Here is a 15,559-nt window from a genome sequence, read left to right as displayed (position 1 = left end):
TAGAGGATATTGGATGAAAGCGGTAGTGGCCTTGATGGCCCTGGCAGTACTCGGTGGTTGTGCAAGCCTCAAGCCTGCGCCGGTGCCGACCGACAACTGGACCCGTTGGGTCTGTGACAGCCAGGCTGAAGTACTCTGGCGCTTTGCCGATAGCAGCCAGCAGGATGTGGACGTGCGCCTTGGTGGCGGCGACCAGGTCTACCGGCTCAAGCCGGAGCCCAGTGGCTCGGGTGCGTTGTACAGCGATGGAGTGCTGGCGTTCCACAGCAAGGGTGATGAAGGCCTGGTGTACTGGGTCGCCACCGATGATTTGATAGGGCGGGGCTGCAAGGCGCCGTGACTGGCCGGGCCGCTCGAAGGCCCACACTACTTGAATAGCAACCGCCGCTGCGGCAGGCTTGCACGAAAAACGACGCTTGTCGGGAGAGAGATACACAATGGCACTCATTAGCATGCGCCAGATGCTGGACCACGCCGCTGAATTCGGCTACGGCGTTCCAGCTTTCAACGTCAACAACCTCGAGCAGATGCGCGCCATCATGGAAGCTGCCGACAAGACCGACTCCCCGGTGATTGTCCAGGCCTCGGCCGGTGCCCGCAAATACGCTGGCGCGCCGTTCCTGCGCCACCTGATTCTGGCGGCCATCGAAGAGTTCCCGCACATTCCGGTGTGCATGCACCAGGACCACGGCACCAGCCCTGACGTCTGCCAGCGCTCGATCCAGCTGGGCTTCAGCTCGGTAATGATGGACGGTTCGCTGGGTGAAGACGGCAAGACCCCAACCGACTACGATTACAACGTTCGCGTTACTCAGCAAACCGTTGCCATGGCTCACGCCTGCGGCGTTTCGGTTGAAGGCGAGCTGGGCTGCCTGGGTTCGCTGGAAACCGGCATGGCCGGTGAAGAAGACGGTATCGGCGCCGAAGGCGTGCTGGATCACAGCCAGATGTTGACCGATCCGGAAGAAGCCGCCGACTTCGTCAAGAAGACCCAGGTCGACGCCCTGGCCATCGCCATCGGTACCAGCCACGGTGCCTACAAGTTCACCAAGCCGCCTACCGGCGACGTGCTGGCGATCGACCGCATCAAGGAAATCCACAAGCGCATCCCCAACACCCACCTGGTGATGCACGGTTCGTCCTCGGTACCGCAAGAGTGGCTGGCGATCATCAACCAGTACGGCGGCGACATCAAGGAAACCTACGGCGTACCGGTTGAAGAAATCGTCGAAGGCATCAAGTTCGGCGTACGCAAGGTCAACATCGACACCGACCTGCGCCTGGCCTCCACGGGTGCCATGCGTCGCCTGATGGCCACTAACCCGAGCGAGTTCGACCCACGCAAGTTCTTCGGCGAAACCGTCAAGGCCATGCGCGACGTCTGCATCGCCCGTTACGAAGCCTTCGGCACCGCGGGTAACGCTTCGAAGATCAAGCCGATCTCCCTGGAAGCGATGTTCCAGCGTTACGCCAAGGGCGAGCTGGCCGCCAAGGTCAACTAAGCCTGAACAGAAAAACCCGCAGCGATGCGGGTTTTTTTGTGCCTGCGCGCCAAGGAAGCAATGCGCATGGCCTGGATGGATAGACCGTTAGTCGGCTAACAGGCCTTTCCATGCATGATGGCAATGTGCTGACTTCAGATTTATGGCAGCCGGGTCTAGAGTTACGCACAGATTTCAGCCGAAGTCCGGCATTGGTGTCCTAAGAGAAGCAGCATGGATTGCGCGCAACCTCAGTCACACGATAGCGGCTCAGTACTGCTGGTCGTTGATGATTACCCGGAAAATCTGATCAGCATGCGGGCCTTGCTGGCCCGCCAGGATTGGCAAGTACTCACCGCGAGCTCGGGGATGGAAGCCCTGAGCGCGCTGCTCGAACATGAAGTGGACCTGGTGCTGCTGGATGTGCAGATGCCGGGCATGGATGGTTTCGAGGTTGCGCGCCTGATGCGCGGCAGCCAGCGCACGCGGCTGACGCCGATCATCTTCCTCACGGCCAACGAGCAGTCCCAGGCCGCCGTGCTCAAGGGGTATGCCAGTGGGGCGGTGGACTACCTGTTCAAACCCTTCGACCCACAGATCCTCAAGCCCAAGGTTCAGGTCTTGCTCGAGCAGCAGCGCAACCGACGCTCGTTGCAGCGCTTGAGCCGCGACCTGGAAGCGGCGCGGGCTTTCAATGCATCGGTGCTCAACAATGCCGCCGAAGGCATCCTGGTGGTGGGTGAAAACGGCGAGATTACTTTTGCCAATCCGGCCATCTCACAGTTGCTCGAAGCGTCGGTAGAGGTGCTGCAAGGCGCCAACCTGCTGGATTTCGTGCAATCGCCGGGGATGACGTTGTGGAGCGATTCGGCTTTCTACCAGGCCTACCTGGATCGGCAGATCTTCCGCTTGCACGACGCCCTGCTGCGCACGGCGGGTGGCCAGCCGGTGCCGGTGGCTCTGTCGTGCTCGCCGTTGACCGATGGCCAGCGCGCCATGGTGGTCACGGTGCTGGACATGTCGGTGGTGCGCAACCTGCACCAGCAACTGGAGTTCCAGGCGGTCACCGACCCCCTGACCGGGCTGCTCAACCGCCGTGGCTTCTATCAGGCTGCCGAAAGCGCCCTGGTGCGCAACGAGCGCAGCGACAAGACCCAGGCCCTGATGTACCTGGATCTGGATGGCTTCAAGCGCATCAATGATTTTCTCGGCCATGAGGCCGGCGACCGGGTGCTGCATTGGGTGGCTGAACAGCTCAAGGATTGCCTGGGCACCAGTGCGATCCTCGCGCGTATGGGCGGTGACGAGTTCACCGCGCTGTTCGATGCCCTGGAATACCCTGAGCAGGCCGCGCGCTTTGCCGAGCGGGTGATCGAGCGCATGTCGATCTGCCAGCAGATCGAGGGCATGGAAGTGACCCTGGGTGTGAGCATCGGTATTGCCACCTACCCCGATTGCGGCGCCAACCTCGACGGCCTGTTGCGCGCGGCCGACGCTGCGATGTATGCGGCCAAGCAGGCTGGGCGCCAGCAGTACCGCTATTACGACCAGGACCTCAACGGCAGGGCACGCTCACGCCTGATGCTCGAAGACTCGGTGCGCGGTGCCATTGAACACAAGGATTTCAGCCTGGTCTACCAGCCTCAGGTCGCCTTTGCCGACGGGCGTCTGCGCGGCTTCGAGGCGCTATTGCGCTGGCAGCATCCCAGCGTCGGCGATGTACCGCCAGGGTTGTTTCTGCCCTTGCTGGAAGAGGCGCGATTGATTTCGCGCCTGGCCAGCTGGATCTACGCCCAAGGCGTGGCGCAGCGGCGTGACTGGCAGGAATGCTTCGAGCCGGGCCTGGTGCTGGGGATCAGCCTCAGCCGCGTGCAGTTTGCCATGCCCAACCTGGTCGAGGAGCTCGGACGGGTGATTGCCAGCCAGGGCCTTGACCCGGCGCAGCTTGAGGTCGAGGTTGCCGAGACTTCGTTGATGGTTAACAACGATGTGGCCTTGAAGCAGTTGCACAAGCTGCGTGAGCTGGGCGTGCGTATCGCCCTCGACGATTTCGGTGCTGGCGATTGCTCGCTGCGCATGTTGCGCGACCTGCCGATCGACACCCTCAAGCTCGACCGCCATCTGGTCGCCCGGTTGCCCGGGTCGCAAGCGGACGCGGCTCTGGTTCGCTGTGTGGTTGACCTGTGCCGACAGTACGCGATCAGCGTCATCGCCGAAGGCGTCGAAACCCGCGAGCAGGCGCAGTGGCTGCAGGCCAACGGTTGTGAGTATGTGCAGGGGTTTCTGGTGGCGCGGCCCATGACGCCAGGGGACGCCGGGGCGTTTCCGGGCTTTTTTGACTGGCAGCGGGTGTAGTTCGGTACACTGGGCGTTTTATCGTCAACCGTTTTGGCCATGACCGCACTCAAGTACCTGCAAGCCTACCCGCCCGCCCTGCAAGACCAGGTTCGCCAGTTGATTGCCAGCAATCGCCTGGGCGACTACCTGCAGCAGCGCTATCCGGACAGGCACGCGGTGCAGAGCGACAAGGCGCTGTACACCTATGCCCAGGCGCTCAAGCAGGAGCACCTGCGCAACGCGCCGAACCTCGACAAGGTGCTGTTCGACAACCGCCTTGACCTCACCCATCGCGCGCTCGGGCTGCATACGGCCGTTTCGCGGGTACAGGGCGGCAAGTTGAAGGCCAAGAAGGAAATTCGTATCGCCTCGTTGTTCAAGGAGGCGGCGCCGCAGTTTTTGAAGATGATCGTGGTACACGAGCTGGCGCACCTGAAAGAGTCCGATCACAACAAGGCGTTCTACCAGCTCTGCGAATACATGCAGCCGGGCTACCATCAACTGGAATTCGACCTGCGGGTTTACCTGACCTACCGCGAGCTGCCCGCCAGCCTGTAGGCCCTGAGGATTTGCCAATGGAAGTGAGCAAGACCAAGAGCAGTTTCTACCGCCGGCTGTATGTCGCCTGGCTGATCGACAGCCAGACCGCCAGCACTGTCCCGGCCTTGATGGAAGCCACCGGCATGCCCCGGCGTACCGCCCAGGACACCATTGCCGCCCTGGCTGACCTGGATATCGTCTGTGAGTTCGAGCAGCAGGCAGGGGCGCGCAATCATGCCGGGCACTACCGGATTCGCGACTGGGGAGCGATCGACAAGCAGTGGATCATTCAGCATTTGCGCAGTGTTCGTGAGGTGCTTGGCTATCCCTGAGGGCCCCATCGCTGGCAAGCCAGCCCCCACAAGGTTCTGTGTGACTCCTGTGGGAGCTGGCTTGCCAGCGATGGGCTGCGCAGCAGCCCTGAATTTCAGCCGCGACGCATACCGATATGCGGGATATCGTCTTCCAGGTATTCCTCTCCCGCCACCTTGAAACCATGGCGCGCATAGTAGTCCTGCAAGTGCGCCTGGGCTGACAGGTACACCGGCACTTCAGGCCAGTAATGCTCTGCGTACTTGAGCCCATGCTCCATCAGTTCATGGCCCAGGCCGCGGCCGCGTGCTTCGGGGGCGATCAGTACCCGGCCAATGACCACGTCACCACCCTGGGCTTGCGGGTCCAGCAAACGCAAGTAAGCCAGCAGGTTGTCACCTTCCCAGGCCATCAGGTGGCAGGTATCGCCCTCCAGGTCCTGGCCGTCGACTTCCTGGTAGGCGCATTTCTGTTCGACCACGAAGACTTCGGTGCGCAGTCGCAGAATGGCATAGAGTTGTTCCTTGCCAATGTCACTGTGGTGTTTGCAGATCCAGTCGATAGCCATGGACGTCTCTCAAGTGGTTGATACCCCTGATCATGGCAGACAGCCGCGCGAGGGTCTAATTGCGCCAGGTCAATACAGGCTCGAAGTCGACCGGAATAGAGGCCATTTGATATCATTTGCCTCTGCCCGAGTACTTCTTCTTTGTGTAACCTGCAATGGCTGATTGGCACTGAACATTCTCAAGCAGTTGAAATCAACGGCGCGAACCAGGGGTTCGCTAAAGGATTTGAGCATGCGGCCATTGCTTCGAGTCTTGGCTTTGCTGGGAATACTGCTACTGGCGAGCACGACGGCGCAGGCCGCCACACTGCGCCTGGTTGCCGACAGCTGGCCACCTTTCACCGATGCCAACATGGCCAACGGTGGCCTTGCCACGGCCATTGTCACCACCGCCCTGACCCGTGCCGGTTATACCAGCCAGTACCAGCAGGTGCCCTGGGCGCGGGCGCTGCTGGGGGTGGGGGACGGGCGCTACGATGTGCTGGTCAATGCCTGGTACAACGACTCGCGAACCGAAATCGGCCAGTTCTCCGCTGGCTACCTGACCAACCGTATCCGCCTGCTCAAACGCAAGGGCGATGCGGTGCGCTTCAATGCCCTCAGCGACCTGTACCCGTTCCCCGTCGCCGTGGTGCGCGATTACGCCTACTCACCCGAGTTCGACAGCGACGCTAACTTGCAGAAAATTCCGGTACGCAGTTTTTCCGTCGCCGTCGGCATGCTGGCCGCCGGCCGCGTGCGCCTGGCGCTGGAAGATGAGTTTGTTGCCGGTTACTACCTCAAGCGCGAACCGAAAGAGGTGCGTGAAGCTGTGGAGTTCTTTGACAGGCCCGTCAGCGAGAACAGCCTGCATATTCTCGTCAGCCTGAAGAACCCCGAGCACCAGCAGATCGTCGCCGGCTTCGATCGTGCCATCGCCCAGATGAAAGCCGATGGCAGCTACGCCCGGTTGCTCAAGCAGCACGGCATGTAATCAGGCCGGCGTGCTGTCCTTGATCAGGTGCGCGGCGAGGGTGCGCAGCGGCCCCAACTGCCGGCAGATCAGCGCCAGCTGGGTTTGCACCAGACGCTGGTTTTCGTCGAGCTCTTCGGGCATCTGCTCAAGGTCGTTGGCCAGGGCTTCTTCGGCATCGCTGTGGATCGCCACCGGCAGTTTGCTGGCCAGGCCTTCGGCAATCTCATCCAGGCTGCTGGCCAGGCTCGCCCCGGCGCCATCGATCAACTGCTCGCGAACCGCGGCATCCAGCGCGCTGTCGCGGTGTGCGCCCAGGCCCGAGAGATAGCTGAGCAAGGTGTGCGAGAGCACCAAAAAGCGAAAACCGACATCCGCCTCCTTACGAAAATGCCCAGGCTCCATGAGCATGTTGGCCAGGGTGGTCGACAGCGCTGCATCGGCGTTGTGGGCGTTGCGCCGGGCCAGGCGGTAGGCCAGGTCGTCGCTCTTGCCCTGGGCGTACTGCTGCATGATCTGGCGCAGGTAGGTGCTGTTGCAGCTCAGGGTGTTGGCCAGCACCTTGTTCAGGCGGCGGCCCTGCCAGTCCGGGAGGAACAGGAACACCGCCAGGATGGCGATCAGGCTGCCCACCAGGGTATCGAACAGCCGTGGCAGGAACAGCCCGTAGCCATCGCCGATCTGGTTGAAGCAGAACAGCACCATCAGGGTGATCGCCGCCGTGGCCAGGGTGTAGCGGGTGGTGCGGTTGACGAAGAACACCACCCCGGCGGCCACGGCGAACAGCGACTGGACAACCGGGCTTGGGAACAGGTCGAACAGCGCCCAGCCGACGGTCAGGCCGATGGCGGTGCCGATGATCCTTTGTACCAGCTTGCGCCGCGTGGCGCCGTAGTTGGGCTGGCAGACGAACAGGGTGGTGAGGATGATCCAGTAACCCTGGGTCGGGTGAATCAAATGCACCATGCCATAGCCGATCGACAGTGCCAGGGGTAGGCGCAGGGCGTGGCGGAACAGCAGCGAGGTCGGTGTCAGTTGCTGGCGCAGGCGGCTCCAGACGTCCTTGAAGTTACGCGGCGAACGGTCGAGCAGGCTGCTGTCGCTGGCATCGGCGAGGTTGTCGGGGTTGCTGGCGTCGCTGAGCAGGCGGTCAAGAGTCGCCAGGTTCGCCGCCAGTGCGCGCAGCGAACGCAGTAGGCCACGCCAGGCCGGGTTGCTCTGGATGCGCAGGTGCTCGAGCGAAGCGTGCAGGTCTTCCAGGGCCTGGGCGAAACTGGTGTCGTAGGTGAACGGCTGGCGCAGCTGGATGGATTCGGACAGTTGCTGGCAAGCCACGCCCTGTTGGCGCAGCAGGCGCTGGCAGCGGAACAGCACATCGCTGTGGAAGAAGGCTTCGGTCAGGGCGTTGTACGGGTAGTGCGAAGAACTGGCGCGCTCGTGGATGTCCTGGGCGAGGAAGTACAGCTTCAGGTAGCGGCTGACCTTCGACCCCGGCCGGCCATTGCCGACCCGGTGCAGGATGATCTCCTTGGCTGCGTTGAGCGCGGCCACCACCCGGCCGTTCTGCTGCGCCAGCTCCAGGCGGCGGGCTTCGACGTCCAACTGGCGAATCGGCTCGAACAGGGTGGCCTTGAGCTTGAGGTAACGGCCCAGTTCGCGGAACAGCCGGGCCAGGCTCTGCTGCACCGGCTGGTTGGAGAACAACGCCTGCCACAGCACCGAGAGCAGGCCGTACCAGGCGGCGCCGGCCACCAGCAGCAGCGGCTCATGCCAGAAATCGGTGACTTCGCCGCCGCGCTGGTCGACGCCGATCATGGTATAGACCGACAGGATCAGGGTCGCCGAGGCAATCGCGCCGTAGCGTTCACCGAGGGCGCCGAGCATGGTCAGGGCGAAGCTGGCCAGGGCCAGGGCGCAGCCGAAGATGATCGGGTAGGGGAACAGTAGTTCCACCGACAGCGCGGCGATGGTGAAACACACCAGGGTGACTGCCAGGGCATTCAGGCGCCCTTGCCAGCTGTCGTCGGTCTCGGCCAGGGCGCTGGCGATAATCCCCAGGAACAGCGGAATCAGCAGGCTCATTTCGTCCTTGTACCAGCACAGCAGCATGCTGCCGGTCAGGGCGATAAGAACGCGGATGGCGTAGCTGAACTTGTCCAGGGCCCAGAGGCGGCGCAACGATTGGCTGAACGAGGAGGATGACATGTCGGGTGGGCAGGCCTTGGGCGATGATCGAAATTGAGCCAATCAGATGGCAGCAGTGTTACCGCTGCCATCTGACCAGCAAAATTTGTTCCTTGATGCGCTGATTCTACCGCGAAGGTTAGACGAACTGCGCGGCCGCGTACGCCGAGGCCCAGGCCCACTGGAAGTTGAAGCCGCCCAGGTGGCCGCTGACGTCGAGCACTTCGCCAATAAAGTACAGGCCCGGGCTTTTCAGTGATTCCATGGTTTTCGACGAGACCTCGCGGGTATCGACGCCGCCCAGGGTCACCTCGGCCGTGCGGTAGCCTTCGGTGCCGGCCGGCACCACCTGCCAGGCCCCGAGCTTGTCGCTGACCTGGGCCAGTTCCGCCGGGGTGTACTGCTTCATCGGCTTGGAGACGAACCAGTGCTCGGCCAGCAGGTTGGCCATCTTCTTGGTGAAGATCTCCCCGAGCAGGGTCTTGAGCTCGCTGTTGGGGCGCTCGGCCTGTTGCTGTTGCAGCCAGCTCAGGGCGTCGTGCTCTGGCAGCAGGTTGATCTCTAGCGTGTCGCCGGCCTGCCAGAACGAAGAAATCTGCAGGATCGCCGGGCCGCTCAGGCCGCGGTGGGTGAACAGCAGGTTTTCCCGGAAGGCGGTGCCGTTGCAGCTGGCCACGCAGTCCACCGAGGTACCGGACAGTTCAGTGCAGATCGCCTTGAGCTGTGGTTCGGTGATGGTAAACGGTACCAGGCCCGCGCGGGTCGGCAGCAGGGTGTGGCCGAACTGGCGGGCGACCTGGTAGCCGAAACCGGTGGCGCCCAGGGTCGGGATCGACAGACCGCCGGTGGCGATCACCAGTGACTGGCAGCGGAACTGTCCGGCGCTGGTTTCCAGCAGGTAGCCGCTGTCGAGTTTTTCGATCTGCTCGATGCGGGTATCCATGCGCAGCTCGGCGCCGGCGCTGGCGCATTCGTCGAGGAGCATGCCGAGGATGTCGCTGGACTTGTTATCGCAGAACAGCTGGCCGAGCTTCTTCTCGTGGTAGGGCACGCTGTGCTTGCCGACCATCTCGATGAAGTCCCACTGGGTGTAGCGGGCCAGGGCCGACTTGCAGAAGTGCGGGTTGTGCGAGAGGAAATTGCCCGGCTCGGTGTACATGTTGGTGAAGTTGCAGCGGCCACCGCCGGACATGAGGATTTTCTTGCCCGGTTTGTTGGCGTGGTCGAGCAACAGCACCTGACGGCCGCGTTTGGCGGCGCTCAAGGCGCACATCAGGCCGGCGGCGCCAGCGCCGATGATGATCACTTCGGTGGAACGCACTGCAAAATCCTCGAAATTCGATGGTGAAGCTATCGCGGGGCAAGCCCGCTCCTACAGCGATGGTGTGTAGGAGCGGGCTTGCCCCGCGAAAAGGTAATTAGACGATCCGCACCCGCAACGACCGCCCCTTGATCTTGCCGCTGTTGAGCCGCTGCAGCGCCTGCTTGGCCACCGCCCGCTCGACGGCGACAAATGCCTGGAAATCAAAAATGGCAATCTTGCCGACCTGCGTGCCCGGCAACCCGGCGTCACCGGTCAAGGCACCGAGGATATCGCCAGGGCGCAGCTTGTCCTTGCGCCCGGCAGCAATGCACAGGGTGCTCATGGTCGGCAGCAGCGGTGCACCATTCTGGGCCTTGAGGCTGTCCAGCTGTTCCCAGCGCAGGGCGGCCTTCTGCATGTCTTCGATGGCCTGGGCGCGATGACCTTCAGCCGGGGCCACCAGGCTCACCGCCAGGCCCTTCTCGCCAGCCCGGCCGGTACGGCCGACGCGGTGCACGTGGATCTCGGCATCGCGGGCCAGCTCGACGTTGATGACCATATCCAGGGCATCGATATCCAGGCCGCGTGCGGCGACATCGGTGGCCACCAGCACCGACAGGCTGCGGTTGGCGAACAGGGTAAGGACCTGGTCACGGTCGCGCTGCTCCAGGTCGCCATGCAGGGCCTGGGCGGCAATGCCCTTGGCCTGCAGGTGCTCGACCAGCTCCTGGCACTGCTGCTTGGTGAAGCAGAACGCCACGCACGACTGCGGACGGAAATGGTCGAGCAGCTTGCTCACCGCTTCCATGCGCTGGTCCGGGTTGATCTCGTAGAAGCGCTGCTCGATCTGGCTGTCGGCGTGCTGCGACTCGACCTTGACGGTCTGCGGGTCGCGCATGAAGGCCGAGGCCAGCTGCTTGATGCCGGCTGGGTAGGTGGCGGAGAACAGCAGGGTCTGGCGACGCTTCGGGGTCTGGCCGATGATGTCGGCAATGGCGTCGTAGAAGCCCATGTCGAGCATGCGGTCGGCTTCATCGAGCACCAGGGTGTTGAGGCCATCGAGCACCAGGGTGCCCTTGCTCAGGTGCTGCTGCACGCGGCCCGGGGTGCCAACGATGATGTGCGCGCCGTGCTCCAGCGAGGCGATCTGCGGGCCGAGGGACACGCCACCGCACAGGGTGAGGATCTTGATGTTGTCTTCGCTGCGGGCCAGGCGGCGCAGTTCTTTGGCCACCTGGTCGGCCAGCTCGCGGGTCGGGCACAGCACCAGCGCCTGGCAACCGAAGTAGCGCGGGTTGAGCGGGTTGAGCAGGCCGATGCCGAAGGCGGCAGTCTTGCCGCTGCCGGTCTTGGCCTGGGCGATCAGGTCCATGCCCTTGAGCATCACCGGCAGGCTCTGGGCCTGGATCGGGGTCATCTGGGCGTAGCCGAGGGCGTCCAGGTTGGCCAGCATGGCGGCGGACAGCGGCAAAGTGGCGAAGGCGGTGGCAATGGTGGTCACGAGACTGGCCTGCAAAACAAAATGTCGCGCAGTGTACCAGCCTCATGGCCTTTAGCCCTAAGGCTCGATCTCCGGTTCCGGACGAGGGGCACGCCTTCCGTCAGCCCTGGACAGCTGCATGAAGATCGCCGCCGCCAGCATGGCCATCAGGCCGATGGTCACGAAGGTCAGCTGGAACGCCCCGAGGGTACTCTCCACGCCCTCGGCGCTGCCCGCTGCGGTAAAGCCGCCAAGCAGGGCGCCGGCGCAGGCCACGCCGAGGCTCAGCGACAATTGCGCGACCACCGACAGCAGGCTGTTGCCACTGCTGGCGTTGTTGTCGTCCAGATCGATCAGGGTCACGGTGTTCATCGCCGTGAACTGCATCGAGTTGACCGCGCCCAGCAGGCCCAACTGCAACAGCAACAGGGCGTAAGGCGTCTGCTCGTCGACCAGGCCCAGGCTGGCCAGCAGCAGGCCTAGCAGCAGGGTGTTGCCGGTGAGAATGTTGCGGTAGCCAAAGCGCTCGATCAGCGGCCGGGCAATCGACTTGGCGACCATCGCTGCAGCGGCCAGCGGGATCATGCTCATGCCGGCCTGGGACGGTGAATAGCCCAGCGCCACCTGCAGCAACAGCGGCACCAGAAACGGCAGCGCGCCGCTGCCCAGGCGGGCGAACAGGTTGCCGAGGATGCCTACCGAAAAGGTCCGGGTGTGGAACAGTTTTGGCGAAAACAGCGGGTTGTCGATGCTACCCGCACGTAGCCAGTAGGCGGCCAGGCAGGCCATGCCGGCGAACAGCAGCAACATCACCCGCAGGTGCGGCAAATGCAGCTCGCCCAGGCCTTCCATGGCAATGGTGATCAGTACCATCGCCGCGCCGAACAGCACGAAGCCGATGCCGTCGAAGCGGGTACGTTCCGAGCCGCGCAGGTCGGGGATGAACTTCCACACCGCATAACAGCCGATGGCGCCAACGGGCAGGTTGAGCAGGAAGATCCAGTGCCAGCTGAGAATCTCCACCAGCCAGCCGCCCATGGTCGGGCCCAGCAGTGGGCCGAGCAGACCGGGGATGGTGATGAAGCTCATGATCCGCACCAGCTCCGAACGCGGGTAAGCGCGCAGTACGACCAAGCGCCCGACCGGCAGCATCAATGCCCCGCCCAGGCCCTGGATCACCCGCGCCGCCACCAGCATGCCGAGGCTGCTGGCCAGGGCGCAGAGCAGTGAACCGAGGCTGAACAGCAGGATCGCGCCAAAGAAGATGCGTTTGGTACCGAAGCGGTCGGCGATCCAGCCTGAAGCCGGGATCAGCAGGGCCACGGTGAGCATGTAGGCGATGATCACCGACTGCATGCGCAATGGGTCCTCGGCCAGGTCGCGGGCCATGGCCGGCAGGGCGGTGTTGAGGATGGTGCCGTCGAGCGACTGCATGAAGAAGGCGATGGCCACTACCCAGGGGATCCAGCGGGCGGTGGTCGGGTCCAGCGGGGCGCGGTTGGGCATGGGCATCTCTACAAGGTCGAGGGCCTCATCGCCGGCAAGCCGGCTCCCACAGGGACAAGTTCACACAGATCCGTGTGGGAGCTGGCTTGCCAGCGATCGGGGTTATCACAGTGTCAACGTCAGGCGTTTGACCAAAGCTCCCGGCAAATGGCTCGAACTGGTCTGGCGCTGCCCGTAGGTGCTGGTCGACAGAATCAACTCGCGCTCTGCGGTCAACGCTTCCAGCTGCGACCCCAGCAAGCTGTAGACGCTGTCGTCAAAGCGCATGGTGCTCACCGGCGCCTGGATCTCGCCGTTCTCGACCCAGAAGGTGGCAAAGCGGGTCAGGCCGGTCATGCGCGCGGCGGGCAGGTCCGAGTAGTTCAGGTACCAGAGGTTGCTGATGTACAGGCCGGTGCCCAGGCGGGCGAGGATTTCGCTGTGCGCAAGCAAACCCGGCGCCATGCTCAGGGCGCACGGCGACTCGTAGCTATCGGCACCGTTGGCCGCCAGTTCGAACTCGGCGGCGCTGCGGGCGCAGATCAGCCGGTCAAGGGCCTGGCCCTGATCGATCAGGCGCAAGTCGCTGCGCAGCAAGCCTTCGTCAGAGAACGACGGGCTCAGCGAACCGCTGACCTGCTCGGCAATGCTGGTCAACGGGCTCAGGCTGGCATCGCCGCTGTACAGGCGTTGCAGCGGGCTGTTCTTGGTGGCGATGGCCTGGGCCGAGAAGCCCCCCCAGCAGAGCATGCCCATGATTTCGTCCAGTGCCGCCGGTGCCAGGTAGGCGCGGTACTGGCCGGGGGCGAGCTTTTTCAGCGGGCGGCCGAGGTAGTCAAGCTGTTCGCGGGTCTGCTGCAGGCGCACGGCGAAGGCTTCGTGGTCCCAGGTTTGCCCGGCATAGTTGGCTTTGACCGCTTCGCCGTTGCTGTGGAACAGGCTCCAGTCGAAGTTGAAGCTGTTGGCCTGGTGCCAGCCAAAGGCCCCGAACGAGCTGGCGAAGCCCCGGCAGATCGGGCCCGCGGCGTAGATGCCAACCAGGTCCAGATCACCCGCGCCTTGCTCGATCTGCGCCAGTACCTCGGCGCTGTCAGGCAGCGGTTGATCCTGCACGCTATGGCTTTGCCAGGCGCTGTCGTTGAGTTGCAGGTAAGGGTCGGGTTCGAGCAGCGACAGGGTCTGGCGCAGTTGCTCCAGAGCCTGTTGCAAGCGCAGTTGGTCGACTTCGGCGTCGTTGCCGAGGGTGAACTGCAACTCGGCCTGACGCCCGTCGGCGATCAGCTTGAGCACGCAACTGGCCTGTTGCACTTCACCGGCCTGGCGTACCTTGGCGTGGTTGAAACGGATGAACTGCGAGTGTTCGCCGCTGTAGCTGAGGGTGAAATGCTCGGGGGCGCGTACTGCGTCGCGCAGGCTGGCGACCAAGTGCTGGAAGCTTTGCAGTGGATTGGCAGCCATCAGGCGTCTCCTCCGAATACGTCGATCTGGCTGAATATGCAGGCGGGGGAGGCGTGGCCTACCCGTACCACCTGGTTCGGCTCGCCCTTGCCGCAGTTCGGTGTACCCAGTACCTGCAAGGTGCTGGCGTCACCGACGGCGCTGAGGTTGCTCCAGAACTGTGCGGAGATCCCGCGGTAATTGGGGTTCTTGACCACACCCTTGAGCTCGCCGTTTTCGATCAACTGACCCCACTCGCAACCGAACTGGAACTTGTTGCGCGCATCGTCGATCGACCATGAGCGGTTGGTACGCATGAGGATGCCCTGCTCGATGCCGCCGATCAGTTGCTCAAGGGTCTTGTCCCCCGGCTCGATGTTGAGGTTGGCCATGCGGTCGATTGGCGCGCGGTTCCAGCCGCAGGCGCGGCTGTTGGCCACCCCTTCAAGGCCTGAGCGGAACTGCGACAGGGCGCCACCCAACGGGCGAATCAGCAGGCCGTCCTTGATCAGGTACTGCTTGTGCGCGGCGCTGCCGTCATCGTCATGGCTGTAGCTGGCGAGCTCCTCGCGGATCGACGGATCGAAGGTTACGTTGAGCAGTTTAGAGCCGTATTGCAGGCTGCCGAAGTCGCTGGCCTTGACGAAACTGGTGCCGGCGTAATTGCGCTCGTCGCCGAGGATGCGGTCCATTTCCAGCGGGTGGCCGATGGATTCATGGATCTGCAGCATCATCTGGTCGGGCATCAGCAGCAGGTCGCGCACACCGCTCGGGGTGTTCGGCGCCAGCAGCAGTTGCAGGGCCTGGTCAGCGACCTTGGCCCCGGCACCGACCAGGCCGCAACGCTCAATCACGTCCAGGCCGCCCTGCTGGCCGAAGTTGTCCCGGCCCAGGGTGCGGGTCTGGCTGTCCTGACCGTCGAAGGCGGTGGTGCTGAAGCCTGGGTAGATAAAACGCTGGGCCTGGCGCAGTTCGGCGCCGGCGGTGTTCAGGTAGATCTGCTCGATGTTGCTGACGCCAAGGCTGGCCTGCCAGTTCACCAGGCGGCTGTCATTCGGCACGCTGGCCGACTCTTGGGCGAGCAGGGCGTAGCAGTCGCCCAGAGACGGGAAAGCTTGCTCGAGGTTGGGTGAGCAGTAGTCGGAGCGGCCGGTGGCCACCGGTTGTTCGCGCAGGTCGAGCAGGGCGCGCCCGGTGATCTGCCGGGCCAGTGCCTCAGCCTGCTCCAGAGCGCGTTGCAAGCCGGATTGCGACAGGTCGGCGGTGGCCGCGTAGGTTTCCACGCCATTGAGGCGCACGGTGAGCATTGCGCCTTCGTCGCGGCCGAGGAACGGCGGCTCCGCGATATTCTTGCGCACCGACAGGTGCTGCTGGCTCTGCTGCACATAACGCAGGGAGAAAAATTCGCCACTGCTGCGCAGGGCGGCGAAGCGCTGGCGCAGCAATGCGGTCAACTCGAACATGCGGGAACCTCCGTGTG

General features: G+C 63.5%; 13 protein-coding genes. 6 read left to right on the top strand and 7 right to left on the bottom strand.

Going from position 1 to position 15,559, the window contains the following annotated elements:
• Nucleotides 1-13 precede the first annotated feature (13 nt).
• The 5 genes from ABM562_RS01065 (at nucleotide 14) to ABM562_RS01045 (ending at nucleotide 4,690) form a co-directional block, all read left to right on the top strand.
• The gene (locus ABM562_RS01065) at nucleotides 14-340 is read left to right on the top strand and encodes an MliC family protein (RefSeq protein ID WP_460420511.1); all 327 of its coding nucleotides are present in this window, start codon (nucleotides 14-16) and stop codon (nucleotides 338-340) included.
• A 97-nt stretch (nucleotides 341-437) separates the two neighbouring features.
• Nucleotides 438-1,502, top strand: coding sequence for a class II fructose-bisphosphate aldolase (fba, locus tag ABM562_RS01060; RefSeq protein WP_115089213.1), 1,065 nt, complete (start codon nucleotides 438-440; stop codon nucleotides 1,500-1,502).
• Nucleotides 1,503-1,715: 213 nt separating this feature from the next.
• Complete coding sequence (locus ABM562_RS01055; RefSeq protein WP_460420509.1) at nucleotides 1,716-3,836, top strand: putative bifunctional diguanylate cyclase/phosphodiesterase; 2,121 nt, start codon at nucleotides 1,716-1,718, stop codon at nucleotides 3,834-3,836.
• 39 nt (nucleotides 3,837-3,875) lie between these two features.
• A complete protein-coding gene (locus tag ABM562_RS01050) occupies nucleotides 3,876-4,376 on the top strand; it encodes a M48 metallopeptidase family protein (protein ID WP_115089209.1) in 501 nt (166 codons plus the stop codon).
• Between the two features lie 17 nt (nucleotides 4,377-4,393).
• Nucleotides 4,394-4,690, top strand: coding sequence for a winged helix-turn-helix domain-containing protein (locus ABM562_RS01045; RefSeq protein WP_115089207.1), 297 nt, complete (start codon nucleotides 4,394-4,396; stop codon nucleotides 4,688-4,690).
• A gap of 95 nt (nucleotides 4,691-4,785) precedes the next feature.
• Here the strand turns inward: ABM562_RS01045 and ABM562_RS01040 are convergent, their stop codons facing one another.
• Entirely contained in the window at nucleotides 4,786-5,238 is a 453-nt protein-coding gene (locus tag ABM562_RS01040) for a GNAT family N-acetyltransferase (protein WP_115089205.1), read from the bottom strand.
• Between the two features lie 232 nt (nucleotides 5,239-5,470).
• Between ABM562_RS01040 and ABM562_RS01035 the strand changes: the two genes are divergently transcribed.
• Nucleotides 5,471-6,211 carry a substrate-binding periplasmic protein gene (locus ABM562_RS01035; RefSeq protein ID WP_233673554.1) on the top strand — a complete coding sequence of 247 codons (741 nt, stop codon included), beginning with the start codon at nucleotides 5,471-5,473 and terminating at the stop codon, nucleotides 6,209-6,211.
• Here the strand turns inward: ABM562_RS01035 and yccS are convergent, their stop codons facing one another.
• The 6 genes from yccS to ABM562_RS01005 form a co-directional block, all read right to left on the bottom strand.
• The gene (gene yccS / locus ABM562_RS01030; RefSeq protein ID WP_233673553.1) at nucleotides 6,212-8,395 is read right to left on the bottom strand and encodes a YccS family putative transporter; all 2,184 of its coding nucleotides are present in this window, start codon (nucleotides 8,393-8,395) and stop codon (nucleotides 6,212-6,214) included.
• Nucleotides 8,396-8,513: 118 nt separating this feature from the next.
• On the bottom strand, nucleotides 8,514-9,695 hold the full coding sequence (locus ABM562_RS01025) for a BaiN/RdsA family NAD(P)/FAD-dependent oxidoreductase (RefSeq protein ID WP_115089200.1): 1,182 nt from the start codon (nucleotides 9,693-9,695) through the stop codon (nucleotides 8,514-8,516).
• A gap of 97 nt (nucleotides 9,696-9,792) precedes the next feature.
• Nucleotides 9,793-11,130 (bottom strand): ATP-dependent RNA helicase DbpA, encoded by a 1,338-nt coding sequence (dbpA, locus tag ABM562_RS01020; protein ID WP_233673590.1) that lies wholly within the window; start codon nucleotides 11,128-11,130, stop codon nucleotides 9,793-9,795.
• Nucleotides 11,131-11,235: 105 nt separating this feature from the next.
• Nucleotides 11,236-12,663: a multidrug transporter subunit MdtD gene (gene mdtD / locus ABM562_RS01015; RefSeq protein ID WP_115089195.1), complete on the bottom strand. Its 1,428-nt coding sequence runs from the start codon at nucleotides 12,661-12,663 to the stop codon at nucleotides 11,236-11,238.
• 105 nt (nucleotides 12,664-12,768) lie between these two features.
• A complete protein-coding gene (locus ABM562_RS01010) occupies nucleotides 12,769-14,100 on the bottom strand; it encodes a TldD/PmbA family protein (protein ID WP_460420504.1) in 1,332 nt (443 codons plus the stop codon).
• Nucleotides 14,100-15,542: a TldD/PmbA family protein gene (locus ABM562_RS01005; protein WP_233673551.1), complete on the bottom strand. Its 1,443-nt coding sequence runs from the start codon at nucleotides 15,540-15,542 to the stop codon at nucleotides 14,100-14,102. The genes ABM562_RS01010 and ABM562_RS01005 overlap by 1 nt, the downstream gene beginning before the upstream one ends.
• Between the last annotated feature and the right edge of the window lie 17 nt (nucleotides 15,543-15,559).

It is taken from the genome of Pseudomonas sp. ZL2, from assembly GCF_054788455.1.
This window is presented reverse-complemented; position numbering and strand designations above follow the sequence as displayed.